The sequence below is a fragment of the Mesorhizobium sp. Cs1299R1N3 genome, assembly GCF_037179625.1.
GTDB classification, from domain to species: domain Bacteria; phylum Pseudomonadota; class Alphaproteobacteria; order Rhizobiales; family Rhizobiaceae; genus Mesorhizobium; species Mesorhizobium salmacidum.
In genome coordinates this window covers 374,748-400,136 of record NZ_JAPYKQ010000003.1, presented here as the reverse complement: position 1 = coordinate 400,136, position 25,389 = coordinate 374,748, and the positions used below count along the sequence as shown (strand labels likewise).

The window sequence follows — 25,389 nt, the reverse complement described above, 5'->3', positions numbered from 1 at the left end:
AGGGGAGAAGGAAGAACGCCACGCTCCCTCGCCTCCCATGACAGCCTACCTCCTCAAGCGCCTCGCCATCGCTTTCGCCACGCTGGTGCTTGCCTCAATGGTGGTGTTCGCCGTGCTGGAGGTCCTCCCCGGCGACCCCGCGCGGCTGATGCTGGGTATGAATGCCAGCGCCGATCAGGTCGAACTCTTGCGCAACCAGATGGGTCTCAACGCGCCGCTCGTCCTGCGCTACCTGCATTGGGCCGGCGGCCTGCTCAGCCTCGATTTCGGCCGCTCCTATACCTATTCGGTGCCGGTCATCGACCTCGTGCGTGAACGGCTCGCCGTCTCGCTGCCGCTGGCGCTGATCGCGCTGGCGCTCTCCACCATCATCGCCATTCCGGTCGGGCTTTATTCCGCCAGCCGGCGCGGACGGGCCGGCGACACGATTTCAATGGGCGTGGCGCAGCTTGGCGTCGCCGTCCCCAATTTCTGGTTCGCGCTGATGCTGATCTATGTCTTTGCCGTCTGGCTGCGCCTGGTCCCAGCCGGTGGTTTTCCCGGTTGGGCAGCCGGCGCCTGGCCCGCGCTGAAATCGCTCCTGTTGCCGGCGGTGGCGCTTGCCCTACCACAAGCTGCGATCCTGGCGCGCGTCACCCGCTCGGCGCTGATCGAGGTGCTGAACGAGGACTATATCCGCACCGCCCGCGCCAAGGGCCTGCCCTATCGCGCCGTGCTGTGGCGGCACGCGCTGCGCAACGCCATGATCCCGGTGCTGACCATTCTTGGCCTGCAATTCGCCTTCCTGCTCGCCGGTACCATCATCATCGAGAATGTCTTCTATTTGCCCGGTCTCGGCCGACTGGTGTTCCAGGCGATCACCCAGCGCGACCTGATCGTCGTCGAAAGCGTGGTCATGTTGCTGGTCGCCGCCGTCATTGCCGTCAACCTCGTCGTCGACCTTTCCTATGCGGTGGTCGATCCTCGCCTGAGGACCCGGCAATGACGCTGCGCATCGACATCCCCGAAGAGACGTTCCGCAGCATCCTGGCCAAGGCATTTGGGAACGCCGCATTCGTCGCCGGCTTCGTCATCACGGTGCTGATCCTGGCGATGGCTGTAATCTCCTACGTCTGGACGCCCTACGATGTGACGAGGCTGGTCATAGCGGACAAGACGCAAGGCCCCTCGCTGGCGCATTGGTTCGGCACCGACCATTTCGGCCGCGACATCCTGTCGATGATCATGGTCGGCGCGCGCAATTCGATTGCCGTGGCGCTGGTTGCCGTCGGGATCGGCATGGGGGCCGGCGTGCCGCTCGGCGCCTTCGCCGCTGCGCGCGGCGGCCTCGCCGACGAGGCCCTGATGCGTGTAAACGACCTCGTCTTCGCCTTCCCCGCGCTGCTGTCGGCCATCATGATTACCGCCATTTTCGGGCCTGGAGCCGTCAACGCCATCATCGCCATCGGCATCTTCAACATTCCGGTCTTTGCCCGCGTCGCCCGTGCCGGCGCGCTTGCCGTCTGGCCGCGCGAATTCATCCTTGCCGCGCGCGCCGCCGGCAAGAGCAGCACGCAGATATCGATCGAACATGTACTGCCCAACATCGCTACGCTGCTCCTGGTGCAGGGCACGATCCAGTTCGCGCTGGGCATCCTGGCCGAAGCCGGGCTTTCCTATCTCGGCCTCGGCGCTCAGCCACCGATGCCGAGCTGGGGCCGCATGCTGTTCGACGCCCAGACGCGCATGGTGGTGGCGCCGTGGATGGCGATATTCCCTGGCATGGCGATCGTCGTCACCGTGCTCGGCCTGAATCTTTTGGGCGACGGCATCGCCGACATTCTGGATCCTAAATCGCGGCGGCAGCGATGAGCCTGCTCGAAGTCGACAATCTGTCGCTGGCCATCGGCGACACTCAAATCCTGAAGAACATGCAGCTCTCCGTCGCGCCCGGAGAGGTCATGGGGTTGGTCGGCGAATCCGGCTCCGGCAAATCGATGACCGCGCTGACGGTGATGCGGCTCCTGCCCCATGCCGCACGTGCCACCGGCCGCGTGACATTCGACGGCATCGATATCCTGACGGCAACCGAGGACCAGATGTGCGCGCTGCGCGGCGACGACATCGGCATGGTGTTCCAGGAACCGATGACAGCGCTCAATCCGGTCAAGACGATCGGCGAACAGGTCGCGGAAGGCATACGCTGGCACACCAGGGCAAGCCGTGCCGATGCCGAGGAGCGCGCGCGAAAAATACTCGACCGCGTCGGTCTGCCCTCGGCAAAGTTCCCGCTGTCGTGCTATCCCCACGAACTGTCAGGCGGCCAGCGCCAGCGGGTCGTCATCGCCATCGCCTGCGCGTTGAAACCAAAGCTGCTGATCGCCGACGAGCCGACGACGGCGCTCGACGTGGTGCTGCAGGCGCAGATTCTCGACCTCCTGCGCGACCTCGTTGCGGAGAACCGCATGGGCCTGCTGCTGATCTCGCATGATCTCGCTGTCGTGACCGAGATGGCGGACCGCATCACCATCCTGCGCCATGGCGAGGTGATGGAGGCAGGCGACACGGCGCGCACGCTCTCCGGCCAGCTTCATCCCTATACGCGCCAACTGGCGCAGGCTTCGATGCATGTTCCGACGCGCGCCAGGCCTCACCGTGTCGGGACGGACCAACCCTTGCTCCAGGTCGAAGGCGTCACCCGCGACTACCCCGGCCGCCGCATCTCGCTGTTCAGCCGTGCGCCGGCGATTCGCGCCGTCGACGACGTCTCCCTTTCGATGGCGCCGGGCCAGTCGGTGGCACTGGTCGGCCGCTCCGGTTGCGGCAAGTCGACCCTTGCCCGCATGATCCTGGCACTGGACCGGCCGGTGGCGGGCGCGATCCGGTTTCGCGGCGAAGCCATCACCGGCAAGAGCGAAGCCGAGCTGAAGCCGGCCAGGCGCGATATGCAGGTCGTGTTCCAGGATCCCTATGGTTCCTTCGATCCACGCCAGAAGGTCGAAAAACTGGTTGCCGAGCCGCTTCATGTCCTGGAGAAAAAACCGACGCAGGCCGAACGCCGCGAGATGGTGGCGCACGCGCTCCACGAGGTCGGCCTCGACCAACGCGACATGGACAAATACCCGCACGAATTTTCCGGTGGCCAGCGCCAGCGCCTCTCGATCGCCCGCGCCATCATCACCCGGCCGAAACTGGTGGTCGCCGACGAGCCGGTCTCGGCACTCGATGTCTCGATCCGCGCGCAGATCCTGGACCTGTTCGCCGGGCTCAACCAGAAACTCGGCATCGCCTATCTCTTCATCACCCATGACCTTGCCGTCGCCCGCGCCATCACGGACGAAGTGCTGGTCATGCATGACGGCAAGATCGTCGAGCGCGGCAAGACGAGCGAAGTGCTCGACCATCCGCAATCCGAAGCCGCAAGGGCGCTGGTCACAGCCGCCCCGGATTTGCATCGCGCGATCGCTCGACGGATGCAGGAACAGGGCTGATGCATGTCGCCCAAAGTGGCGTGAGTGGGACTCTCAGATCATCTGGAATTTTCCGGTGGTCTTGAACCGGAGATAGGCCTCGACGCTACGCGCCATGTTTGGCAGCATCTCGGGCAGGCTGTCGACCGAGAACCATTCGACGGCGCTGCTCTCGTCGTCGGCGACGGCTGGCTCGCCTTCAAAGCGGCGCGTGTAAAACATCAGTGCGAAGAACTGCGCGCGAAGGGAAGGTTTCATAATTCGGGTCGCAGCCGAACCCGAACGGCTCGACATCGCTGACGACCAAGCCGGTCTCCTCAAGTACTTCTCGGATCACCAGGGTTTCCAGGCCCTCGCCTTCCTCGGCATTACCGCCGGGCAAGCCCCACAAGCCAAAATCGGTTCGTTTCTGCAGGAGAATGCTGCCGTCTGCGCGTTCAATGACGATACGCGCACCCGGCATCAGCACCAGACGGTCGCCGATCAGCGCCCGCAATTGTCCCAGGTAGCTATCGGCAAAGCTCACACAAACCCCTCGGCGCTGGTGATTGGTTGTCTCATGCAGCGTCAACCTTCCGGCTTCACCACATCGACCGGGCTGATGTCGAGCAAATCGAGCGTGCGGCGGAGCAGCCGCACCTCGCTCTCGACCAGTTGCGAATCCGCCTTGGCGATCTCTGCCATATGCTGCGCCAATTGCTTGCGCCGCTCGACGTCGAGATCGCGGAACAGCGCGATCGCCTGCGAGCCGTTGGTCTCGTAGCCGAATTCGTTGAGATATTCGATGACGCTGTCGATGCTGGTTTCCGGAATGCCGAAGGCATCCTTGCAGATGCGCCGGAAGGCAACCATCTCGCTCTCGCTCACTGTGCCATCTGCCAGGATCATCCGGAACAGCATCAAGAGTTCCGCCGACAGGACGGGATCGTCAGCGACTTTGCGCACGCCCGGGTCGCCGTCGAAGATCGAGCGTATCTGGTCCAGCAACGCGAATGCCATGAACGGCCCCTTTCCGATTCCTCTTCAATAGAATTAGCGCGGAATCGGCCTTGCGCAAACGGGGTGGTCGTGGTCGAACGCGCGCTATCTCCGCCGACCGGACATCTCGACAGATCAGATGATCGACCTCAGCATCCAGTCCATCGCCATACTTGCCCTCGCGGCTTTTGCCGCGGGCTTTGTCGATTCGATTGCCGGCGGCGGCGGACTGATCACCATTCCGGCGTTGCTGCTTGCCGGTTTCTCGCCGGTCGAAGCGCTCGGAACCAACAAGCTGCAAGGCATGTTCGGCTCCGGGTCGGCGACGATCCACTATGCCTCGAAAGGTCATGTCGACCTGCGCCGGCAATTACCATCGGCGCTGCTGGCACTTGCCGGCGGTGCCGTCGGCGCGTTGCTGGCCACGATCGTGCCCGGCGACCTGTTGCGCGCGGCCCTGCCGCTGGTGCTGATTGCCATTGCGCTATATTTCGCGCTCAAGCCCAACATGAACGATGTCGACCGGGCCGAGCGCCTGTCGCCCTTCCTGTTCGGCGTGACCGTGGTGCCGGCCATCGGCTTCTATGACGGCGTATTCGGGCCGGGCGCCGGTTCCTTCTATATGCTGGCCTTCGTGACGCTCGCCGGCTACGGCGTGCTCAAGGCGACGGCGCACACCAAACTGCTCAATTTCGCTTCCAACATTGGCGGCTTCATCGTCTTTGCCGCCGTCGGCGTCATCTCCTGGAAGATCGGCCTGATGATGGGCGTTGCCCAGTTCCTCGGCGCCCGGCTTGGTGCCAGTCTCGCCATGCGCATCGGCGCCAAACTGATCAAGCCGCTGCTGGTCATCGTCTGCGTGGCTCTGGCGGAGAAGCTGCTGGCCGATCCGGCCAACCCGCTGCGTGTCATGATTGGTGTGTGATCACGCGCCTGTTACAATATCGCTGTTCGAATCATGTTGGAGGAGCCAGACATGAATCTCAGCGCGCCTACCCAGATTGTTTTCATCATTTCCCTGGTCATCGCCATCATCGGCATTCTTGCCGCGCTTGGCGTTTTTGCGTTCATTCCGCTCGCATCGGTGTGGATCGTGCTCGTCGCCTACATCGTGCTCGCCGCCGGCTGCCTGATGCGCGGCGCCTGACAAGTTTCCCTGGACAGGTGGGGACCGAGAGCGCCGGCCAAAAGCCGGGCGTTTTTGATTTTGATGCGGGCTCTGCTAGATTCGCTTGGCGGAAGGGTGGCCAATGCCGATCGAGATGCAGCGCCGGAAAGAACAGGATCGCTCCATATCGGGGCTATTCGAAATGCGCCGGCGTTTTCCCGATCCCGCGCTCGAGGACGTTGTCATCGACATCTGCGGCTATCGCGAGACGGCGGCGGGCCATTTCCCCAATGTCGAATACGCGTCGCTGACGGTGCCGTTGGTGATCAGCTTCGCCGAGCCCTTCGCCATCGGCCTCGGCAGGACGCCTGATGACAATGACCGCTTCGCCAGTTTCGCCGCCGGCCTTTTCGCCGGTCCGGTAATGATCGAATCCTTCGGCGGCGCCTGCTGCATCCAGGTCAATTTCACCCCTCTTGGCGCACGCCGCTTCTTCCGCCTGCCGATGAGCGACTTGACCGACAGCATGGTCGTGCTCGATGACGTGCTCGGCGCGGAAGGCATGGCGCTGCGCGAACAGCTCGGCAACGCGCCTGACTGGACGGCGCGTTTCGATCTTGCCGAGGCCTTCGTCGCCGCTCGTCTTGAGAGCGCCGCTGAGACGCCGCTGGAAATCGCCTGGGCCTATGACCGTATCATCGCGTCCGGCGGCCGGACCCGGATTGCATCGCTTGCCGAACGGTTGGGTTGGAGCCGCAAACACCTCGCCGACAAATTCTCCGACGCGACCGGCATTGGCCCCAAGACGCTGTCGCGAATCGTCCGCTTCAACCGGGCGCTCGGCCTGTCGAGGCAGCCGACCGCCGACTGGGCCGATATCGCCGCCGATTGCGGCTATGCCGACCAGGCGCATCTTGTGCGCGAATTTCGCGAGTTTGCAGGCGAGACGCCAACGGCACTTTCGGTCAGGTAACATTTCTTCAAGACGCTGGAACGGCCTTCGAACAGAGTGATGCATGTCGCCCAAATTTGCGCAGCAGTTTGGGACAACGACATGCACGAACAGGGATTTATCGATCAACCCACGAAGGAGGTTCCCATGCCCGCCATCACTGAAGCACCCCGGCTCTATCCTGCTTTGCGCTACAAGAATGCGGCAAGGATGATCGACTGGCTGGGCGAAGCCTTCGGCTTCAGCGTCCGTGCCCGCTATGGCGAAGGCGATGTCGTGCATCATGCCGAACTGGTCTTCGGCTCTTCGATGATCATGCTGGGCACGGTGCGCGACGACGACTACGGCAAGATGGTCGGCGAACCCGGTTCAGGCGGCGGCAAGTCGATCTATATCGCCGTCGACGATGCCGACGCCGCCTACGCCAAGGCCAGGAAGGCCGGCGCGACGATCATCCAGGAACTGACGAACCGCGATTACGGCAGCCGCGAATTCATCTGCCGCGATCCCGAGGGCAATGTCTGGTCGTTCGGCACCTACTGGCCGAAAGCAGATGAAAAGGCCTGATTTGACCTTCAACGTGCCAGCGCGAAAATCGCATCGCAGTCGAGATGGTTCTCCAGCTCGGCCGCAACCTCGTCCAGCGCCCGCTCGACCTCGGCGCGGTAGTCTATGCCGCCGCCCTTGATGCCGAGGCTTTCGAGGAATTTTCCCCGAAAGGCATCGGCGCCGAACAGGCCATGCATGTAAGTGCCGATCACCTTGCCATCGGCGGAGATCGCACCATCCTCGATGCCGTTGATGATCGCTGACGGCCGCACGGTGTCCGGGCCGGTGGTGCGGCCGAGATGGATCTCGTAGCCCTCGAGCGGCAAGTCGAACGGTACAGAGCGGGCACTGACATTGCGCACCGTCTTTTCCGGCTCCATCACCGTTTCGATATCGAGCAGGCCAAGACCTTCAGCCTCGGTGACGCTGCCTTCGATGGCGTCGGGGTCGCGCACCGTTCGGCCGAGCATCTGGAAGCCGCCGCAAATGCCGACGACATGGCCGCCGCGCTTGCGGTGCGCCGCCAAATCCCGGTCCCAGCCGTTCTCGCGAAACTTCAGGAGATCGCCGATAGTCGACTTGGAGCCGGGAATGACCACCAGCCCGGCATCGGCCGGCAGCTTCTTTCCCGGCGGCACGAACACCACCTCGACCTGCGGTTCGGCTTTGAGCGGGTCGAGATCGTCGAAATTGGCGATGCGGCCAAGCACCGGCACCGCCACTTTCAACGCGCGCGCCTCACCGGACGCCAGCCGCTCCAGCACCACGGAATCCTCCGAGGGCAGCCGCGCCGCCGCCTTCAGCCACGGCACGACGCCAAAACAGCGCCACCCCGTGAATTTCTCGATCGCCTTCAGGCCATCATCGAACAGCGAAACATCGCCCCGGAACTTGTTGATGAGGTAACCGACGATCATGCGCCGGTCTTCTTCCGGCAGGATCAGGTGCGTGCCGGCGACCGAGGCGATGACGCCACCGCGGTCGATGTCTCCGACCAGCACCACCGGCACGTCGGCGCGCGTGGCAAAACCCATATTGGCGATGTCGCGGCTTCTGAGGTTGATTTCGGCCGGCGAGCCGGCGCCCTCGACGATGACGAGGTCGGCGCCCACGCCGACCTTGCCCCAGGAGTCCAGCACCGCATCCATCAGCCGGCCCTTCAGCGCCTGATAGTCGCGCGCCCGCGCTTCGCCTAACACCTTGCCCTGGACGATGACCTGGGCGCCGACATCGGTCTGCGGCTTGAGCAGCACCGGGTTCATATGGACCGACGGCGCAATCCCACAAGCGATCGCCTGCAGCCATTGCGCACGGCCGATCTCGCCGCCGCCATGGTTGTTGTCACCAGGAATATCGGCAACGGCAGCGTTGTTCGACATGTTCTGCGGCTTGAACGGCCGCACCTTCAGGCCGCGATTCCTGGCGGCGCGGCACAGCCCGGCGACCAGCACCGTCTTGCCGACATCCGAGCCCGTGCCTTGCAGCATGATCGCTTTGGCCATCAGCTCTGGCCCTGCGTTGCGGTTCCGGTGATCGTGGATTTCTGCGCCAGCGGCCCGCCGCGCCAGATATAAAGCGCCAGCAGCGGTTCCTTGCCAGTCCGCATGGCGTGGTTGACATCGGAGGCGTGATGGACGACCTCGCCGGCTTCACGCGTGCGAAAACCGCCCTCGCCCATGCGCCATTCGGTGCCGCCGGTCAGCGGAATGTAGATCTCCTCGGCGACGTGATGATGGTCGGGATAGACGATCCCGGGCCCAAGGATCAGCAGCCCGGCCGCAACCTCGTCATTGGCGAAATGGCCGCGCGTGCCGAACATTTCCAGCCAGCCGTAATTGTCGATGAAACCTTTCCCGAGATCCGCTTCGCTGTAAGTCTGCCCCCAATGGAGTTCGTTGCGCTGCCGTGCCAGCAATTGCACCAGCGGTTTCGCGGCCATCGGCGCCAGATCAGCCGCGCGATCGAGATGGCGCAGGCAACCGAGCGCATACGGCTCCAGATCGCGGGCCGGCATGTCCCAGCCTATGCGCGCCACGGCCTCGCGCACCAGGGCGTCGTCGACGGAAGCAAGGTAGGCGTGGAACTGTTCCAGCAGTTCGTCGAATTTTGTCGTCACATCTTGCTCCGGACATGCATTGGTGCACAGCCGCTCCGCGGCGGGTCGGGTTGCGCGGCGGCATCATTGGTCTAGATTGGTACGCGCGCAAAGCCAAAAACGACAGGCCAGCGGGCTAGCTGGCCAACATATAGGGAGCACGCCATGGACGCCGCGGTCGATGCGAGCACCAGCCAGTTCGAACTCAACGAGGAACAGCGCGCCATCCAGGAGATGGCGCAGGCCTTCGCCGCCGATCGCGTTGCGCCGAATGCACTCGACTGGGACCGCAGGAAACACTTCCCCGCCGACGTGATCCGGGAAACCGGACCGCTCGGCCTCGGCGGCATTTATGTCAGGGACGACGTCGGCGGTTCCGCGCTCGGCCGACTCGACGCGGTGCTGATCTTCGAGGCGCTGTCACATGCCGATCCGGCCTTTTCGTCCTTCATCTCGATCCACAACATGGTGGCCTCGATGATCGACCGTTTCGGCAATGAAGAACAGCGCCGGCGTTTCCTGCCGAAGCTCACCTCCATGGAATGGCTGGCGAGCTATTGCCTGACCGAGCCGGGTTCCGGCTCCGATGCAGCTGCATTGAAGACCCGCGCGGTGAAGAGCGGCGGCGACTATGTTCTCAACGGCGCCAAGCAGTTCATCTCCGGCGCCGGCGACAGCGATGTATACGCCGTCATGGTGCGCACCGGCGCCGACGGCCCGAAAGGCATCTCCACCATCGTCGTGCCCAAGGATGCGCCCGGCCTCTCCTTCGGCGCCAACGAGCACAAGATGGGCTGGCATATGCAGTCGACCCGCCAGGTCATCTTCGAGGACTGCAAGGTGCCGGCGGAGAACCTCCTGTCGGGCGAAGGCGCCGGTTTCGGCATCGCCATGGCCGGGCTCGACGGCGGCCGGCTGAACATCGCCGCCTGTTCGCTGGGCGGCGCGCAGTCGGCGCTCGACAAGGCACTGGCCTACACGGCCGACCGCAAAGCCTTCGGCTCGAAGATCAACCAGTTCCAGGCGCTGCAGTTCAGGCTTGCCGACATGGAGACAGAGTTGCAGGCCGCGCGCATCTTTCTCTATGCCGCGGCCTCGAAGCTCGACCGCAAGGCGCCGGACGCCGGCAAATGGTCGGCGATGGCCAAGCGCTTCGTCACCGACACCGGCTTCGACGTCGCCAACGATGCGCTGCAATTGCTCGGCGGCTACGGCTATCTGCACGACTACGGCATCGAGAAGCTGGTGCGCGATCTGCGCGTGCACCAGATTCTGGAAGGCACCAACGAGATAATGCGCGTGATCATCGCGCGCGCGTTGATCGGACGGTAAAGGCAGTAGGCAGTAGGCAGATGACCGGCACGATCAATTCGTACAAGGATCTTATCGTATGGCAGCAGGCGATGGATCTGGCCGTCGCGACATACGCCTTGACTAAAGCGTGGCCTAAAGAGGAATTGTATGGCCTGACCAGCCAAATCCGCCGCTCTGCAACCTCTATTCCTGCGAACATTGCAGAAGGCTATGGCCGGGACAATCGAGGCTCATATCAGCAATTTCTCAGGATCGCCCAAGGCTCGCTGAAGGAGTTGGAGACCCACCTCCAGATCGCTGAGCGCATCGGTCTTGCCACGCATGATCAAGCTGACCGCATGCTGTTAGCAACCGAGGGCATCGGAAAAATGCTTCGCCAACTCATCAGCAAACTTGCGCCGCAATAGTTTGCCTACTGCCTACTGCCTACTGCCTACTGCCTACTGCCTACTGCCTACCGCCTACTGCCTAATGCCGCTTATCCAATCACGGAGCGCCACTATGACCACCATCGCCTTCATCGGCCTCGGCAATATGGGCAATCCAATGGCCGCAAACCTGGTCAAGGCGGGCCATACGGTGCATGGCTTCGATCTGATGCCGGAAAACCTCACCATCGCGCGCGAGCATGGTGTCGTCGTCATGGCCAATGCACTCGCGGCGGTGAAGGATGCCGACGTGGTGATCACCATGCTGCCCGCCGGCAAGCATGTTTTGTCGGTCTATGAGGACATCGCTCCCAAGGCGAAGAAAAATGCCTTGTTCATCGATTCCTCGACCATCGACGTAGAATCGGCACGCAAGGCGCATGCGATTGCCGCGAAGCATGGCCTGCTGTCGATCGACGCGCCGGTTTCGGGCGGCACTGGCGGCGCCACAGCCGGCACATTGACCTTCATGGCCGGGGGATCCGATAGTGCCTTCGCCGCCGCCGAGCCGGTCTTGAACGCGATGGCCGGGCGCATCGTCCATTGCGGCAGCGATGGCGCCGGCCAGGCCGCCAAGATCTGCAACAACATGATCCTCGGCATTTCGATGATCGGCGTCGCCGAGGCCTTCGTGCTGGCGGAGAAACTCGGCCTGTCGCATCAGGCGCTGTTCGACGTCGCCTCGACGTCGTCAGGCCAGTGCTGGTCGCTGACCACCTATTGCCCGGTGCCCGGCCCGGTTCCCACTTCGCCCGCCAACAAGGATTACAAGCCGGGATTTGCTGCGGCTCTCATGCTGAAGGACTTGAAATTGTCCCAGGAAGCAGCGCTTGGCGCCGGCGCGGTGACGCCGCTCGGCGCCGAAGCGGCGCAGCTCTATGCCTTGTTCAACGCCCAGGGACATGGCGGCGCGGATTTCTCCGGCATAATTAATTTTCTGCGCGGCAATTCAGCGTAAGCGGCGGATTCAATAGAGTTTTTTCGGATATTCCCAGAGAAAGAGCGGCAAATTTAGATTTGCTTAAGCTCTCGATAACTCCGCGGTAACGATGTCCCTATAAAACGGATTGCGAGGCGGATATATCGCATCCGCCCGGCGCTCCGGATCAGGTCTCGCGTACCGGAGCCCGTAAGTTTCGCAAGTGTCTTCGTAGCGAAACGCCATGCGTATCTGGCAAAGCCGCGTTCCCGATGGGGCGCGGTTTTTGCGTTTCCGCCCCCTTTATCATCGACGATCCGTCTATATTCCGATCGCCGCGCCCGGGATCGGCACGTGATCTTCATTGGTCAGCACGATCGGTGCATCGACGCCGTCCACGCGGACCACGAGCAGGCGCGTGGTCCAAGTGCCCGCATTGCGAACCAGATGGGAAAACACGGTGCCCTTGCCCGTGGCGCCGTGGACGGGAATGCTGAACTGGGCATCGCCCGCCCCATTCGCATTAACGTTGAGGTGGCCTCCGACCCAGAAATTGTCGGTCACATCGTCGCCAATGGCGGCCTTCACCCGGGTGTCGGCGCGGACGGCGTCCATGGTCATCCGGAAGGCGTCGCTGCCTTTGAGCACGAAGGGGATGCTGCCGACCATGGTCGCACAGCCGCCGATGCTGACCACCCAGACGGCAAGGCCGGCAATCGCCCAATTGCGCTGCGTCTTGCGGAACTGCTCGGCGTCGCGCCAGGCACGGTTCCGCCAGGCCCAGCGGCTGCCGCGCGCGCCGAGCACGAAGATCATGATGAGGTTGACGACGGGGATCAGCGCCAGCAGCGCGATGAAGGTGCTGTTGCCGATGCCCCAAATCCAGTTGAGGAAGAAGGCGCCCCAGTTCCAGCGATCGAGTTCGGCTGGAATTTCAGCCGGCTGGTTGAGCGGTTGTCCGGCCATGTTGTCCCCCATCGGTGCGTATGCCGATTGGTTCTAGCGCATGACTTCGACGATGCGCAAAGAAGTTCCGCGGCGTCCGCTTCAACCCTTTGTCGAAAGCCGGCGAAAATTTGCCTTCACGGCGCGGCTGGCCGGTTTCAGCGCGGCGCTGATCGACCGTTCGGCCGCGGCGAAATTCGTTCCCGGCCACGACGCATATTTCCGGGGGATTGGGCGTCTCTTCGTAGAAACGCCCAATCGAGGTTTGCTCCTATCGCCTGCGCAGGTCGGCCTGCGCCAGGTCGAGCGCCTTGCCGATGCGCTCGCAGGCCATGTCGATGGTGTCGCGGGTCCAGATCAGCGGCGGCGACAGGATCATCGTGTCGCCGGTGGCGCGCAGCATCATGCCATTGGCGATCGCATGATCGCGCACCGTCACCGCAGCACTTCCCGACGGCAGGAAGCGTTCCTTCGTCGCTTTGTCCTTGACGATCTCGATGGCACCCATCAGGCCGATCGAACGCACCTCGCCGACCAGATCATGCCCGGCGATACGCTCCTGCAAAGCCCTGGCGAAATAGGGTCCGGTGTCGTTCCTGACGCGATCGACCAGGCCTTCCTGTTCGATAATCTCGAGGTTCTTCAGCGCCACGGCGCAGGCCACTGGGTGCCCCGAATAGGTGTAGCCGTGGTTGAACTCGCCGCCCTTCTCGACCAGCGTCGAGGCAATGCGATCGCCAACCAGCAGCGCCGAGAGCGGCTGATAGCCCGATGTCAGCGCCTTGGCCGTGGTGATGGTATCCGGTTCGATGCCGAAGGTCTGGGCCGCGAACCACTCACCTGTGCGGCCATAGCCGGTGATGACCTCGTCCAGCATCAAAAGCACATCGTATTTGCGGCAGATGCGCTGCACTTCGGGCCAGTAGCTCGCCGGCGGGATCTTGACGCCGCCCGCGCCCATCACCGGCTCGCCGATGAAAGCCGCGACCTTGTCGGCGCCAGCCTCGAGGATGGCATCCTCGACGGACTTTGCCGCGCGCAGGCCGAAATCGTGATCGCTTTCGCCAGGCAGAGCCAGCTCATAAGCATAGGGCATCATCACATGGACGATATTGGGCACCGCGCCGTTGAGCTGCTTGTGCATGGCATCCATGCCGCCGAGCGAAGTGCCGGCGATGGTCGAACCGTGATAGGCCATCTTGCGCGAGATGACGCGGTTCTTCTCCGGCTTGCCTTCCAGCACCCAATAGTGGCGCACAAGGCGCAACGCGGTGTCGTTGGCCTCCGAACCGGACGAGCCATAAAACACCTGGTTGACGTTGCGTGGCGCGATCTCGGCCAGCTTTTTCGACAACAGCACCGGCGTCGGCGTCGAACATTTGAAGAAGGAATTGTAGTAAGGCAATTCCTTCATCTGGGCATAGGCGGCCTCGGCCAGTTCGTCGCGACCGTAGCCGATATTGACGCACCACAGGCCGGCCATGCCGTCCAGCAGTTCCGTCCCTTCGGAATCGTAGATGAACGGGCCCTTGGCGTGGGTGATGACGCGCGCGCCGGCCTCACGCAGCTCCTTATGGTCGGTGAAAGGATGCAAGTGATGCGCGGCATCGATCTGCTGAAGCTGCTTCAGCGAATAATTCTGATAGGTCATTGATTTGATCTTTCCTCTGAAATCATTCCGGCGATGCCGGGGCGAATTCGTCAGAGGACGCCAGGTGGCGAATAGCCGATGCGGGCGCACAGCCGCAAAAGCTCGGCGCGCAGCGTGCGTGACGATGGCGTCACCGCGACCCGGAATGCGCGAGCTGATAATCTAGCGAGAGCCATGAAGGCACCTTAGAGCAAAGGGCGGTCGAGGTGAACCACCCTTTGCTCAAGTGGCGCCATGGCATGATGTCAGGCTTCGCCGCTCAGCGCCCGCTGCAGGAACACATATTTCATCGCCGTCTGCGCTGCCTGCGGCCGTCGGTCGCCGCGCCCGCCATGACCGCCTTCGGTCTCCTCGAAGAACAGCGTCTTGCCGTGTCCGGCTTCCTGCAGGCGGGCCGCCATCTTGCGCGCATGGCCCGGATGCACCCGGTCGTCCGCGGTCGAGGTGGTCAGCAGCACCGGCGGATAGGCGGCATCCGCCTTGACATGCTGGTAGGGTGAATAGGCGGAAAGCCATTTGGCGTCTTCAGGCTTTGACGGATCGCCATATTCGGCCATCCACGAAGCGCCCGGCGGCAGTTCGGTGTAGCGCAGCATGTCGAGCAGCGGCACATCGATGATGACTGCGCCGAAAAGCTCGGGATGCTGCGTCAGGGAAGCGCCCGTCAGCAAGCCGCCATTGGAGCCGCCCTGAATGCCAAGCGAGGCAGGCGTTGCGATGCCACGCCTGACGACATCCTCAGCCACCGCGGCAAAATCGTCGAAGCCGGTCTGGCGCTTGCCTTTCAGCGCTGCCTGGTGCCAGGCCGGGCCGAACTCGCCACCGCCGCGAATACAGGCCTGCACATAGGCATTGCCTTTCTCAAGCCAAAGCCTGCCGCGCACGCCGGCATAGCCGGGCAACAGCGGCACTTCGAAACCGCCATAACCGTAGAGCAGCGTCGGCACCGGCCCATTCTGGTCGCGCCGCCTGACGACGAAGTAAGGGATCATCGTGCCATCCTTCGAGCGCGCCTCGAACTGTTCCGAGACAAGCGGCGAGGCATCGAAGCGCGCCGGCTGCGACTTCACGGTGGCGAGCGTCTCGCCATCGTCATCGGACCAGATGATCGAACTCGGCGTCAAGAAATCGGTGAAGGAGAAGGAGACGGTGGAGCCGAAATGCTCGGCATGGCTGATGCCGACAGTGCCGTTTTCGGGCAGCGCGACAGGTTTCAGCGACCAGGCGTCGTCCCGACGCTCGCAAACGAGAACCTTGCCACGCACATTGTCCATCAGGTTGATGAACAGTCGGTCCTGCGTGCGGCTGATACCGGCGATCGAGACGCGATATGCCGGCGCCAGCAACGTCTCGATCGGGCCAAAACTGCCGGTTTCGATCCAATACGCGAAATCGATCGAATAAAGCCCGTCCGGCTGGCATGCGGTGCCGTCCGGCGCCGTCCATGGCGTCCGCACTCCAAACACCAGTTGATCCCTAAAGAGCGCGGTGTCGGTGACGTCGTCGGGCAGCGGGATCCGGCGGTTCTCGCCCGAAGGGAGGCGCAGGAAACTGTGCGACGCGAAGAAGTTGAGTGTCCGCGCCAGAAACAGGTGACGCTTCTCGCCGTCGAACTCGACACCGGCGCCCACGGCTAGATCCTCGGTCTTTCCCTCGAAGATCGGCGTCGCCTCTTCCAGCCTGGTGCCGCGTTTCCAGAGCTTGACCACGCGCGGATATCCGGACTCGGTCTTGTCGGCCTCTTCGAATGCGGCCGAGACAATCACCGTATCCTCGTCCAGCCAGCCGAAGCCCGATTTCGAGGCCGGCGCCTGAAAACCGCCTTCGACGAAGGACTTGGCCGCAATGTCGAACTCGCGCATCGCGCTGGCGTCACCGCCATCGGGCGACATCGAGACCAGGCAGCGATTGAAATCTGGGTAAAGCCTGACAGCGCCGCCAAACACCCACTTTATCCCCTCCTTCGCCGCCAGTTGATCGAAGTCGATGATCGTCTCCCAGTCGGGCTTGTCGGTCTTGTAGGAAGCGACCGTCGTGCGCCGCCACAGGCCGAGCGCATTGTTCTTGTCCTGCCAGAAATTGTAGACATGGCCAGCGATTGCCGCGCCAACCGCGATATTGTCCTCGGCCGTCATCAGGTCGAGCGCCGTCTGGAACGACGCCTGATAGGATGGATCGCCCTGCAATTCCGCCACCGTGACCTCGTTCTGGCTATGCACCCAGTCGAGCGACTGTTTGCTGGTCCTGTCTTCCAGCCAGAGGAAGGGATCGCCGGCCTTCTGAGAGGGCTGGGCTTTGGTCGTCGAAAAGGTCATGCAGGTCTCCGGGGGATTCTGGGCGGCCTTGCCTACATCGCGTTGGCGGCGCTGACATTCAAGATGCGATATGGTCGTTTGCGGTCCGCGTCACGTTGCTTCACAGCACCCGCCGGCGGATGATCGTGGCCAAGGCCAACGTGGCGCAGATCGCACCAAGCGTGACCGGCAGGCCGACCGCGCCAAACACATCCATCACGCCGCCGGTAAGCGGCGGGACCAGAATGCCGCCGATGCCCCACATCAGGGAGAATGCCGCATTGCCGGCAACCAGCGCCGAGCCGGTAAAGCGCTCGCCAAGCTCGATGATCGACATCGTGTAGATGCCGTAGGACACCGCGCCCCACACGAAGACGCAGGGCCAGACCAGCGGGGTATCGATCAGCACCGGCAGCAGCGCACAACCGAACAGCGTCAGCGAGACGCAGAGGAAGCGCACCAGGCGGGCCGTCAGCCGCTCGGCCAGCAGGCCAAGCGGCACCTGCATGGCAATGTTGCCGGCAATCATGACCGACAGCAGCGCGGACATGCGAGCCTCCGCGATGCCATGATACGTGCCATAGACAGGCAGCAGCGCCAGCACCGCCTGCTCGAAGCCGGCGGCCACGACCACCGCCGACAGAAGCAGCCAGGCGAGAGGCATGAAACCCATCACCGAAACCTGATGCCCTGCCTCGTCCACCCTGGGCAGCCGCGGCAGAACCGATGCCAGGCAGAAGCCGCAGAGCACGAAGGCGCCAATGCCGACAAGGAACGGCGGCCAGCCTTCCGTGCCGACGGCAAGCAGGCAAAGCGGGCCGGTCGCGAAGCCAGCGGAAATGATCGTCGAATAGAGACCCATGATGCGGCCGCGCCGGGCCGGCGGTGCGAGCGCGATCACCCAGATCTCACTGAGCACATAGAGTGGGTTGGTCACTACGCCGATCAGGAAGCGCAGCGGAAACCAGAGATAGACGTTCTGCGTCCAGCCGATCAGCGCCAGCACGACAGCCGAGAGTGCGGCACAGGTGAGCGCCGTGCGCCCTGCCCCGAACCGCCTTGCCAGGCCAGGTATCAGTGGCGATGACAGGATGAAGCCGACAGGCGTCATTGCCGCCGACAGGCCGATCATCGCCGGCGAGACACCCTGGCGCTGCAGGATGAAGCTCAACAGCGGATAGGACAGGCCCTGCGCGATGGCGAACACGGACACGGTTGCGATCACACCGGTGATCGCCGCCCATTGCATCGTCTCGTCGCTTCTCGTGTCCACCAAGTCCATGATCCATAATGCTGTCGTGGTTGCAGACTTAGCGGTTTGGTCAGACGTCGGTAAGCCCCGCGGCCCGAACCGACGCCCGGCTCCAGCCAGACCCTGCCAGGAGCCTCTGCGGCTGGCTGATCTATAGAGCGCGAAGGCGACCAGCAAAGCGTCGAGGGCGACGATCACGGTGCCGGCAATCCCAGTGGTCCGATCGCTGTTCCCGCTTCGCCTTCGCTCGAGCCGGTTGCGACCATGCTTTCATTCCATGTGAGGTGCCGGCTGACCTCCCTGCCGACAGGCCCCACTAGCTACGGGTTCGATCGGCGGAAAGAAAGGGCCGGCGAGCAAGATCCGCTTGCGCCAACGGGTGGATGATCAAGGCGGATGTCGCGTCCACGCAACTGCCGTTCCGGCATGTCGCTTCCCTCGCCCTAGTGGTCGCCGCCTCCGCAATGGTCGGGCGGGCGCCGGTCCATTATGCCGCCCGTTATCGCATCCTACGAGGACCATCATGACCGCCGCCCTACAACCCTCAGAGCCGGCTTTGGCACCCGACCGTGCCCGCCGTGGCGGTCGCGCCGGAAAGCGCGCCGGTGGCTCGGCCGCGTTCGAGCAGCCGGCTTTCCGCCAGCTGAAAAATCCGCTGACGCCGACCAAGCTGGTTTCCGAGGACGAGCTGGAATCGATCCACCTCGCTTCCTTGCGGGTGTTGCGCGAAATCGGTGTCGACGTTCTGCACGACGAAGCCCGCAGCATCATGAAGGCGCATGGCGCCGATGTGCGCGAGGGCTCGGAGCGCGTGCGCTTCGACAGCGACATGATCCTGGAGCTGGTGTCGAACTGCCCGTCCGAATTCACCATCCATGCCCGCAACCCTGCCCACAATGTGCGCTTTGGCGGCGACAATCTGATCATCTCGATGATGGCGTCGGCGCCCAATTGCTCCGACATCGATCGTGGCCGCCGGCCGGGCAACCAGCAGGACTATCGCAATTTCCTGCGGCTGGCCCAGATGCACAACATCCTGAATTGCACGGGCGGCTATCCGGTCGAGCCGACCGACATCCACCCGTCGGTGCGCCACCTCGAATGCATCCGCGACCTCGCCACGCTGACCGACAAGGTGTTCCACATCTATTCGCTCGGCAAGGAGCGCAATGTCGACGGCATCGAGATCACCCGCATCGCGCGCGGCATCAGCCATGAACAGTTGCTCGAAGAGCCATCTGTCTTCACCATCATCAACACCAATTCGCCGCTCAAGCTCGACGTGCCGATGATGGAAGGCATCATCCAGATGTCGAGCAAGGGCCAGGTCGTCATCGTCACGCCCTTCACCCTGTCGGGTGCGATGGCGCCCGTCACCATCGCCGGCGCGCTGGTGCAGCAGAATGCCGAAGCACTGTCCGGCATTGCCTTCGCCCAGATGGTCAGGAAGGGCGCGCCGGTCGGTTATGGCGGCTTCACCTCCAATGTCGACATGAAGTCCGGTTCGCCGGCCTTCGGCACGCCCGAATACATGAAGGCGCAGCTGGTCGGTGGCCAGCTTGCCCGCCGCTACAACATACCCTACCGCACCTCCAACACCTGCGCCGCCAACACGGTCGACGCGCAGGCCGCCTATGAAAGCGTGTTCTCGCTGTGGGGCGCCATCCAGGGTGGCGGCAATCTGATGATGCATGCCGCCGGCTGGCTCGAGGGCGGCCTGCGCTGCTCCTACGAGAAGACCATTCTGGATATCGACCTCTTGCAGATGGTGGCCGAATTCCTGACCCCGCTAGACCTCTCCGAAGAGGCACTTGGCTTCGATGCCATCCAGTCGGTCGGCCCCGGCGGCCATTTCTTCGGCACCCAGCACACGCAGGACCGCTACAAGACCGCGTTCTATTCGCCGATCCTCTCGGACTGGCGCAATTTCGAGACCTGGGCGGAAGCCGGCTCGCCGACGGCGCTGGAAAAGGCCAACAAGGTCTGGAAGGAGCGGCTGGCCTCCTATGACGAGCCCTACATGGATCCCGCCATCCGCGAGGAGCTCAACGCCTTCGTCCAGAAGCGCACGGCCGAAGGCGGCGCGCCGACCGACTTTTGATCTGTATTGATTTGATGAATAGTCGACCCCCACTCCGTCGAACTTCGCTCGCCACCTCTCCCCCGATCGACGGGGGAGAGGAAAGGCGCGAGCTTAGGCCGTCTGGCGCCCTTCCTCTCCCTCCGGAGGGGGGAGAGGTGGCGCTGCGAAGCAGCGACGGAGTGGGGGAAGGCGCCCCCCGAACGCGCAGCCGCCGCAAAGCTGGCACAACGCAGCGAGCGCGAAAGCTCCGCCAAGCGGGCAACCAAGCAGAGGCATTGCTTTGGCTTGAACTGAAAGCGCGCAAGCTTGGCGGTCATCGCTTTACCCGTCAGCTCTCCATCGGCCCCTTCTACGCCGACTTCGCCTGCCGCGAAAATCGGCTCGTCATCGAGGTCGATGGATCCCAGCACGCCGACAGTCCCCATGACCGCCGCCGCGACGATTTTATGCGCGCGCAGGGCTATTCGATCCTGCGTGTCTGGAGCCACGATGTCTTGAAACATCGTACTTCCGTCTGTGAGACCATCCTTGCCGCGCTTGATGGCAGGCTCTCCGAAAACATTGCTGCATCCGACCTCAACTTTGTTTTCACGCCCCATCCATTCGATTCAATCTCTTCAAAAACGGACCTATCTTCATGAAATCCCATGTAAAAGCGGTTGTCATTGGCGGCGGCGTCGTCGGCTGCTCGGTGCTCTATCATCTGGCCAAGGCCGGCTGGACCGACATCATGCTGATCGAGCGCTCGGAGCTCACCTCGGGCTCATCCTGGCACGCGGCCGGCGGCTTCCATACGCTGAACGGCGACCCGAACGTCGCCAAGCTGCAGGCCTACACGGTGCAACTCTACAAGGAGATCGAGGAGATCTCGGGCCAATCCTGCTCGCTGCACCTGACGGGCGGCGTGATGTTGGCCGATACGCCCGAGCGCATGGACTTCCTGCGCCTTGCCCACGCCAAGGGCCGCTACCTCGGCATGGACACCGAACTGATCACGCCGTCCGAAGCCAAGGCGATGTTCCCGCTGATGGACGAGACCAATTTCGTCGGCGCCATGTGGGATCCGGTTGAAGGCCATCTCGACCCCTCCGGCACCACCATTGCCTATTCCAAGGCGGCGAAAAAACTCGGCGCCGAAATCGTGCTGCGCAACCGCGTGGTCGACCTGACGCAGCAGCCGGACGGCACCTGGAATGTCGTCACCGAACAGGGCACGGTTCACGCCGAGCATGTCGTCAACTGCGGCGGCCTGTGGGCGCGCGAGATCGGCCGCATGGTCGGCGTCGAGCTGCCGGTGCTGGCCATGGAGCACATGTATCTGCTTACCGAACCGATGCCGGAGGTTGAGGAGTTCAACAAGTCGACCGGCCGCGAAATGATCGGCGTGCTCGACTTCAAGGGCGAGATCTACACCCGCCAGGAGCGCAACGGCATCCTGCTCGGTACCTATGAAAAGGCCTGCAAGCCGTGGTCGCCGGTCAACACGCCGTGGGATTTCGGCCATGAACTGCTGCCGCCCGACCTCGACCGCATCGCACCGTCGCTGGAAATCGGCTTCAAGCATTTCCCCGGCATCGAGAAGGCCGGCATCAAGCAGATCATCAACGGCCCCTTCACCTTCGCGCTCGACGGCAACCCGCTGGTCGGCCCGGTTCAGGGACTGACCAATTTCTGGTGTGCCTGCGCCGTGATGGCCGGTTTCAGCCAGGGCGGCGGCGTTGGTCTCGCTCTGTCCAACTGGATGGTCCACGGCGACCCGGGCTTCGACGTCTGGGGCATGGATGTCGCCCGCTTCGGCGAATGGGCCGGCCTGCGCTATACCAACGCCAAGGTGCGCGAAAACTATTCGCGCCGCTTCTCGATCCGCTTCCCCAACGAAGAACTGCCGGCCGCCCGCCCGGCGCAGACGACGCCGCTCTACGACACCATGCTCGCCAACAACGCCGTCATGGGTGATTCGTGGGGCCTCGAAACCCCGCTCTGGTTCGCGCCTAAGGGCAAGGAGCCGAAAGACGTCGTCTCCTTCCACCGCTCCAACGATTTCGGGCCGATCGGCGAGGAAGTGCGCGCCACGCGCGAGCGCGTCGGCGTCACCGAGATCGCCAACTTCGCCAAATACGAAGTGTCGGGACCGGGTGCGGAAGAGTTCCTCAACCGGCTGATGACCAACCGCATGCCGAAGACCGGCCGCATCGTGCTGACGCCGATGATCAACGAGTTCGGCAAGCTGATCGGCGACTTCACCATCGCCAAGGCCGGCGAGGACCGCTTCATGATCTGGGGTTCGTCGGCGGCGCAGAAGTACCACATGCGCTGGTTCGAAAAGCACCTGCCCAAAGACGGATCGGTGCGCATCCACCGTTTCGACCAGACACTGGTCGGCCTCTCCATCGCCGGTCCGAAATCCCGCGACCTCTTGCAGAAACTGGTCGATGTCGACATTTCGACCAAGGCTTTCCGCTTCATGGATTTCCGTGAGATGGCGGTCGGCGGCGCGCCCTGCCTAGTCAACCGCATCACCTACACCGGCGACCTCGGCTATGAGATATGGATGGCGCCGACCTATGAGCGCCTCGTCTATAAGGCGATCAAGGATGCCGGCGAAGAATTCGGCATCATCGATTTCGGGATGCGCGCCTTGCTGTCGATGCGTCTCGAAAAGAACTTCCCTACCTGGTTCCGCGAGCTGCGGCCGATCTACGGGCCGTTCGAAGGCTCGATGGACCGCTTCATCAAGCTCGAGAAGAACGACTTCATCGGCCGTGAAGCGGCCGCCAAGGAACAGGCGGAAGGGCCAAAACTGCGCCGCGTCTCCTTCATCGTCGATGCAGCGGACGCCGACGTAATGGGCGACGAGCCGATCTGGGCCAAGGTCAGCAAGGATTATGGCACGGTGGAAAAGCCACATGGCTACGGTGCGCCGCGCTTCGACACATCAGGCCAGGAAATACGCGGTTCAAAGGCCGCCGAAGGCGCGTCCGCCGTGCGCGGCATCGTCGATGGCGACTGGCGCGTGGTCGGCTGGGTGACGTCGGGCGGCTATGCGCATTACGTGCAGAAGTCGATGGCACAAGGCTATGTGCCGGCAGCCCTCGCCGAGGATGAAAGTGCCGGACTGTTCGAGATCGAGATTCTTGGGTCCCGCCGCCCGGCCCGCATCAATGTCGAAGCGCCTTTCGACCCCAGCGGCGAGAAGATGCGAACCTGAGGTTTCGTCATGGATAGCGGGGCGCCAAAGGGAAGCTTCGGCCGCCACCGCAAGATCATGCCGTTTGTATCAGGCTCGATCGAAGCGTTGCGCGAAGCCTCCCGCGAGAAGGCGGCATCGCTCAACCAGCATGTGCTGGGTTATGGTTCACAAGCTGAAGCGGAATGGGCGGCGGCAGGTATCGCCGCGCCCGACCTGTCGGCGATGCGAAAATACCGGCTCGAGCGTATCCGCGCCGAGCTGAGGCGCCGCGGCTATGCCGGCGCCCTGCTCTATGACCCCGTCAACATTCGCTACGCGACCGATTCTACCAATATGCAGCTCTGGGTCGCGCACAACCCGACGCGGCATTGCTTCGTCGCCACCGACGGGCCGGTGGTGCTGTTCGACTACTTTTCCTGCGAGCACCTGTCAGACCATTCCGGCATGGTCGACGAAGTGCGGCCGGCGGTGTCTTGGATGTATCTCTACAGCGGCGAACTGACCGAGCAAAAAGTCCGCCGTTGGGCGGCCGGTGTCGCCGATCTGGTCAGGGAGCACGGTGGCGGCAACAGCCGCATCGCCGTCGACCACATCAACCCGGAAGGCGTCGAGGAACTGGCGCGCCTTGGTGTTTCAATCGGCAATGGCGAAGCGGTGTTGGAGAACGCCCGCTTGTTAAAATCGCCGGACGAAATCCTCGCCATGCGCCGCGCCATCGTCGCTTGCGAGGCGGCCATGGGCGAGATGGAACATGCGCTCAAGCCCGGTATCTCCGAAAACGAATTGTGGGCCGAACTCCATCGCGGCAACATCGCGCGCGGCGGCGAATGGATCGAAACGCGGCTGCTGACGTCGGGACCGCGCACCAATCCGTGGTTCCAGGAATGCTCGTCGCGGAACATCGAGACGGGCGACCTCGTCGCCTTCGACACCGACCTGATCGGCCCCTACGGCTTCTGCGCCGATCTCTCGCGCACCTGGCTGTGCGGCGATACAAAGCCGACCAACGAACAGCGCGACCTGTTCCGCATCGCCGCCGATCAGATCGAACACAACATCGCGTTGATGCAGCCCGGCGTCTCGTTCCGCGACCTTGTCGAACGCTCAGCCATCCCGCCGGGAGACTGCTTCCCGACTCGCTACGGCGTGCTCTACCATGGCGTTGGACTGGCCGACGAATATCCAACCTTGCCGCATGCCAGTGACTGGACGTCAGACACGCCGGACGGTGTGCTTGAACCAGGCATGGTGCTGTGCGTGGAAAGCTATATCGGCCGGCTGGGCGGCCGCGAAGGCGTCAAGATCGAGGAGCAGATCCTGATCACCGAGACCGGCAACGAGAAGCTTTCAACCTACCCGTTGGATGCGAGGCTGCTCGGCTAGTCCGGCAAGCGCTTCGCGCATCGAGCGCACGGTCTTTTCCGGCGTCGTCCTGGCGGTGATGTAAGGCAGGCCTTTGCGTCGTGCCGTCCAGCCGACGATCACGACCTTGCCCGCCGCCGGCTCGAAACGCTGCGCCAGCGCCCAGCTTTCGCAGTCGATCGCCGCGATATCCGCTCTGCCTTCGGCGACCGCCACGATCGAGTCGCGATGGCCGCCGCTTTCGCCGCTCGATGAAAATATGTCCAGGTTTTCGCCAGCGGCTTCCAGGTCGCGCGTCAGCGCGATGATGCCCGACATGGAATCGAGGCTGTTGAAGGTAAAGCGCCTGCCTCGGATGAGATCGAGCGGCAGCAAGGCCTTGCCGTCGGCGGGCGACCGAACCTCCGGTCCCTCGCCTGCCCGCATAACCAGCGCGCTCGAATAGAGTTCGCCCTGTCCGCCCGCATAGGCGTCATAGCTTGGCTGGCCAACCACCTGCACATGCCGGGACAGGCCGAGTTCCATCGGCCCCCAGCAGGCCTGCGCGAACAACAGTGCCGGATGCAGCCAGAGCTTATGGGAATCGAATTCGTCCGGCGGCAGCGTCGCAGGATCCGGAGCAATCAGGCCCCCCTGAGCCTCATGGATACCACCCGGCACGACCGGGAGGTCGCCATTGCGGCGCACAATGCTTTGCGGCGCATCGATACCCTTCCGCCGGAAGGCATCGCGCAACGACGTCCACTGCGCATCGACTTCCCCACGCACTTCGGGCCAGTCGTACATTGGCAAAGCCGCAATCAATTCGCTCATGCCGATA

General features: G+C 63.2%; 24 protein-coding genes. 14 read left to right on the top strand and 10 right to left on the bottom strand.

Annotation, left to right across the window (positions count from 1 at the left end; genetic code table 11):
* The first annotated feature begins 37 nt into the window (after positions 1-37).
* The 3 genes from O7B34_RS10455 to O7B34_RS10445 are packed head-to-tail and all read left to right on the top strand — an operon-like array spanning position 38 to position 3,470.
* A complete protein-coding gene (locus tag O7B34_RS10455) occupies positions 38-985 on the top strand; it encodes an ABC transporter permease (protein ID WP_337146016.1) in 948 nt (315 codons plus the stop codon).
* Positions 982-1,851, top strand: coding sequence for an ABC transporter permease (locus tag O7B34_RS10450; RefSeq protein WP_337146014.1), 870 nt, complete (start codon positions 982-984; stop codon positions 1,849-1,851). Before O7B34_RS10455 ends, O7B34_RS10450 begins: the two co-directional genes overlap by 4 nt.
* Positions 1,848-3,470, top strand: a complete 1,623-nt coding sequence (locus O7B34_RS10445) for an ABC transporter ATP-binding protein (protein ID WP_337146012.1) — start codon at positions 1,848-1,850, stop codon at positions 3,468-3,470. Before O7B34_RS10450 ends, O7B34_RS10445 begins: the two co-directional genes overlap by 4 nt.
* A gap of 33 nt (positions 3,471-3,503) precedes the next feature.
* Here O7B34_RS10445 and O7B34_RS10440 read toward each other — a convergent pair whose 3' ends face one another.
* Genes O7B34_RS10440 through O7B34_RS10430 form a run of 3 tightly spaced genes read right to left on the bottom strand, consistent with a single transcriptional unit; the run spans position 3,504 to position 4,448 of the window.
* Complete coding sequence (locus O7B34_RS10440) at positions 3,504-3,671, bottom strand: hypothetical protein (protein WP_337146010.1); 168 nt, start codon at positions 3,669-3,671, stop codon at positions 3,504-3,506.
* Positions 3,649-3,975 carry an NUDIX domain-containing protein gene (locus tag O7B34_RS10435; protein ID WP_337146008.1) on the bottom strand — a complete coding sequence of 109 codons (327 nt, stop codon included), beginning with the start codon at positions 3,973-3,975 and terminating at the stop codon, positions 3,649-3,651. The genes O7B34_RS10440 and O7B34_RS10435 overlap by 23 nt, the downstream gene beginning before the upstream one ends.
* A 41-nt stretch (positions 3,976-4,016) precedes the next feature.
* The gene (locus O7B34_RS10430) at positions 4,017-4,448 is read right to left on the bottom strand and encodes a TerB family tellurite resistance protein (RefSeq protein ID WP_337146006.1); all 432 of its coding nucleotides are present in this window, start codon (positions 4,446-4,448) and stop codon (positions 4,017-4,019) included.
* Positions 4,449-4,566: 118 nt separating this feature from the next.
* Here O7B34_RS10430 and O7B34_RS10425 point away from each other — a divergent pair, with 118 nt between their 5' ends.
* The 4 genes from O7B34_RS10425 (at position 4,567) to O7B34_RS10410 (ending at position 7,054) form a co-directional block, all read left to right on the top strand.
* Positions 4,567-5,352: a TSUP family transporter gene (locus O7B34_RS10425; protein WP_337146004.1), complete on the top strand. Its 786-nt coding sequence runs from the start codon at positions 4,567-4,569 to the stop codon at positions 5,350-5,352.
* 51 nt (positions 5,353-5,403) lie between these two features.
* The gene (locus tag O7B34_RS10420) at positions 5,404-5,574 is read left to right on the top strand and encodes a hypothetical protein (protein WP_084636692.1); all 171 of its coding nucleotides are present in this window, start codon (positions 5,404-5,406) and stop codon (positions 5,572-5,574) included.
* Between the two features lie 103 nt (positions 5,575-5,677).
* Positions 5,678-6,508 (top strand): helix-turn-helix domain-containing protein, encoded by an 831-nt coding sequence (locus O7B34_RS10415; protein ID WP_337146002.1) that lies wholly within the window; start codon positions 5,678-5,680, stop codon positions 6,506-6,508.
* A 126-nt stretch (positions 6,509-6,634) separates the two neighbouring features.
* Entirely contained in the window at positions 6,635-7,054 is a 420-nt protein-coding gene (locus O7B34_RS10410) for a VOC family protein (RefSeq protein WP_337129560.1), read from the top strand.
* 8 nt (positions 7,055-7,062) lie between these two features.
* Here the strand turns inward: O7B34_RS10410 and O7B34_RS10405 are convergent, their stop codons facing one another.
* Positions 7,063-8,538, bottom strand: a complete 1,476-nt coding sequence (locus O7B34_RS10405; protein WP_337146000.1) for a cobyric acid synthase — start codon at positions 8,536-8,538, stop codon at positions 7,063-7,065.
* The gene (locus O7B34_RS10400; protein ID WP_337145998.1) at positions 8,538-9,152 is read right to left on the bottom strand and encodes a dimethylsulfonioproprionate lyase family protein; all 615 of its coding nucleotides are present in this window, start codon (positions 9,150-9,152) and stop codon (positions 8,538-8,540) included. Before O7B34_RS10400 ends, O7B34_RS10405 begins: the two co-directional genes overlap by 1 nt.
* Positions 9,153-9,296: 144 nt before the next feature.
* Here O7B34_RS10400 and O7B34_RS10395 point away from each other — a divergent pair, with 144 nt between their 5' ends.
* The 3 genes from O7B34_RS10395 to mmsB all read left to right on the top strand — a co-directional run bounded on the left by O7B34_RS10395 (position 9,297) and on the right by mmsB (position 11,831).
* Complete coding sequence (locus O7B34_RS10395; RefSeq protein ID WP_337145996.1) at positions 9,297-10,463, top strand: isobutyryl-CoA dehydrogenase; 1,167 nt, start codon at positions 9,297-9,299, stop codon at positions 10,461-10,463.
* Positions 10,464-10,483: 20 nt separating this feature from the next.
* The gene (locus tag O7B34_RS10390) at positions 10,484-10,852 is read left to right on the top strand and encodes a four helix bundle protein (protein ID WP_337129568.1); all 369 of its coding nucleotides are present in this window, start codon (positions 10,484-10,486) and stop codon (positions 10,850-10,852) included.
* 94 nt (positions 10,853-10,946) lie between these two features.
* On the top strand, positions 10,947-11,831 hold the full coding sequence (gene mmsB / locus O7B34_RS10385) for a 3-hydroxyisobutyrate dehydrogenase (protein ID WP_337145995.1): 885 nt from the start codon (positions 10,947-10,949) through the stop codon (positions 11,829-11,831).
* 282 nt (positions 11,832-12,113) lie between these two features.
* Here the strand turns inward: mmsB and O7B34_RS10380 are convergent, their stop codons facing one another.
* The 4 genes from O7B34_RS10380 to O7B34_RS10365 all read right to left on the bottom strand — a co-directional run bounded on the left by O7B34_RS10380 (position 12,114) and on the right by O7B34_RS10365 (position 17,964).
* A complete protein-coding gene (locus O7B34_RS10380) occupies positions 12,114-12,758 on the bottom strand; it encodes a cytochrome c oxidase assembly factor Coa1 family protein (RefSeq protein ID WP_337106408.1) in 645 nt (214 codons plus the stop codon).
* 250 nt (positions 12,759-13,008) lie between these two features.
* The gene (locus O7B34_RS10375; protein WP_337145994.1) at positions 13,009-14,388 is read right to left on the bottom strand and encodes an aspartate aminotransferase family protein; all 1,380 of its coding nucleotides are present in this window, start codon (positions 14,386-14,388) and stop codon (positions 13,009-13,011) included.
* Between the two features lie 245 nt (positions 14,389-14,633).
* Positions 14,634-16,703: a prolyl oligopeptidase family serine peptidase gene (locus tag O7B34_RS10370; protein ID WP_337145993.1), complete on the bottom strand. Its 2,070-nt coding sequence runs from the start codon at positions 16,701-16,703 to the stop codon at positions 14,634-14,636.
* Between the two features lie 100 nt (positions 16,704-16,803).
* A complete protein-coding gene (locus O7B34_RS10365) occupies positions 16,804-17,964 on the bottom strand; it encodes an MFS transporter (protein ID WP_337145991.1) in 1,161 nt (386 codons plus the stop codon).
* A 493-nt stretch (positions 17,965-18,457) separates the two neighbouring features.
* On the opposite strand from O7B34_RS10365, the gene O7B34_RS10360 reads away from it, so the two are divergent.
* The 4 genes from O7B34_RS10360 to O7B34_RS10345 all read left to right on the top strand — a co-directional run bounded on the left by O7B34_RS10360 (position 18,458) and on the right by O7B34_RS10345 (position 24,590).
* Positions 18,458-20,035 (top strand): trimethylamine methyltransferase family protein, encoded by a 1,578-nt coding sequence (locus O7B34_RS10360; RefSeq protein ID WP_337145989.1) that lies wholly within the window; start codon positions 18,458-18,460, stop codon positions 20,033-20,035.
* Positions 20,036-20,172: 137 nt separating this feature from the next.
* A complete protein-coding gene (locus O7B34_RS10355) occupies positions 20,173-20,658 on the top strand; it encodes an endonuclease domain-containing protein (RefSeq protein WP_337145987.1) in 486 nt (161 codons plus the stop codon).
* Positions 20,655-23,225, top strand: coding sequence for a GcvT family protein (locus O7B34_RS10350; RefSeq protein ID WP_337145985.1), 2,571 nt, complete (start codon positions 20,655-20,657; stop codon positions 23,223-23,225). Before O7B34_RS10355 ends, O7B34_RS10350 begins: the two co-directional genes overlap by 4 nt.
* Before the next feature lie 9 nt (positions 23,226-23,234).
* On the top strand, positions 23,235-24,590 hold the full coding sequence (locus tag O7B34_RS10345) for a M24 family metallopeptidase (RefSeq protein WP_337145980.1): 1,356 nt from the start codon (positions 23,235-23,237) through the stop codon (positions 24,588-24,590).
* Here the strand turns inward: O7B34_RS10345 and O7B34_RS10340 are convergent.
* Complete coding sequence (locus O7B34_RS10340; RefSeq protein WP_337145979.1) at positions 24,555-25,382, bottom strand: phosphate/phosphite/phosphonate ABC transporter substrate-binding protein; 828 nt, start codon at positions 25,380-25,382, stop codon at positions 24,555-24,557. The two genes, O7B34_RS10345 and O7B34_RS10340, sit on opposite strands and share 36 nt — an antisense overlap.
* Between the last annotated feature and the right edge of the window lie 7 nt (positions 25,383-25,389).

Coding starts and splice junctions, on each gene's coding strand:
- O7B34_RS10380 (WP_337106408.1), bottom strand. CDS start 12,758: ATGGCCGGACAACCGCTCAACCAGCCGGCTGAAATTCCAGCCGAACTC.
- O7B34_RS10450 (WP_337146014.1), top strand. CDS start 982: ATGACGCTGCGCATCGACATCCCCGAAGAGACGTTCCGCAGCATCCTG.
- O7B34_RS10360 (WP_337145989.1), top strand. CDS start 18,458: ATGACCGCCGCCCTACAACCCTCAGAGCCGGCTTTGGCACCCGACCGT.
- O7B34_RS10405 (WP_337146000.1), bottom strand. CDS start 8,538: ATGGCCAAAGCGATCATGCTGCAAGGCACGGGCTCGGATGTCGGCAAG.
- O7B34_RS10340 (WP_337145979.1), bottom strand. CDS start 25,382: ATGAGCGAATTGATTGCGGCTTTGCCAATGTACGACTGGCCCGAAGTG.
- O7B34_RS10415 (WP_337146002.1), top strand. CDS start 5,678: ATGCCGATCGAGATGCAGCGCCGGAAAGAACAGGATCGCTCCATATCG.
- O7B34_RS10440 (WP_337146010.1), bottom strand. CDS start 3,671: ATGTTTTACACGCGCCGCTTTGAAGGCGAGCCAGCCGTCGCCGACGAC.
- mmsB (WP_337145995.1), top strand. CDS start 10,947: ATGACCACCATCGCCTTCATCGGCCTCGGCAATATGGGCAATCCAATG.
- O7B34_RS10365 (WP_337145991.1), bottom strand. CDS start 17,964: ATGGACTTGGTGGACACGAGAAGCGACGAGACGATGCAATGGGCGGCG.
- O7B34_RS10430 (WP_337146006.1), bottom strand. CDS start 4,448: ATGGCATTCGCGTTGCTGGACCAGATACGCTCGATCTTCGACGGCGAC.
- O7B34_RS10375 (WP_337145994.1), bottom strand. CDS start 14,388: ATGACCTATCAGAATTATTCGCTGAAGCAGCTTCAGCAGATCGATGCC.
- O7B34_RS10345 (WP_337145980.1), top strand. CDS start 23,235: ATGGATAGCGGGGCGCCAAAGGGAAGCTTCGGCCGCCACCGCAAGATC.
- O7B34_RS10390 (WP_337129568.1), top strand. CDS start 10,484: ATGACCGGCACGATCAATTCGTACAAGGATCTTATCGTATGGCAGCAG.
- O7B34_RS10410 (WP_337129560.1), top strand. CDS start 6,635: ATGCCCGCCATCACTGAAGCACCCCGGCTCTATCCTGCTTTGCGCTAC.
- O7B34_RS10370 (WP_337145993.1), bottom strand. CDS start 16,703: ATGACCTTTTCGACGACCAAAGCCCAGCCCTCTCAGAAGGCCGGCGAT.
- O7B34_RS10445 (WP_337146012.1), top strand. CDS start 1,848: ATGAGCCTGCTCGAAGTCGACAATCTGTCGCTGGCCATCGGCGACACT.
- O7B34_RS10350 (WP_337145985.1), top strand. CDS start 20,655: ATGAAATCCCATGTAAAAGCGGTTGTCATTGGCGGCGGCGTCGTCGGC.
- O7B34_RS10395 (WP_337145996.1), top strand. CDS start 9,297: ATGGACGCCGCGGTCGATGCGAGCACCAGCCAGTTCGAACTCAACGAG.
- O7B34_RS10425 (WP_337146004.1), top strand. CDS start 4,567: ATGATCGACCTCAGCATCCAGTCCATCGCCATACTTGCCCTCGCGGCT.
- O7B34_RS10420 (WP_084636692.1), top strand. CDS start 5,404: ATGAATCTCAGCGCGCCTACCCAGATTGTTTTCATCATTTCCCTGGTC.
- O7B34_RS10455 (WP_337146016.1), top strand. CDS start 38: ATGACAGCCTACCTCCTCAAGCGCCTCGCCATCGCTTTCGCCACGCTG.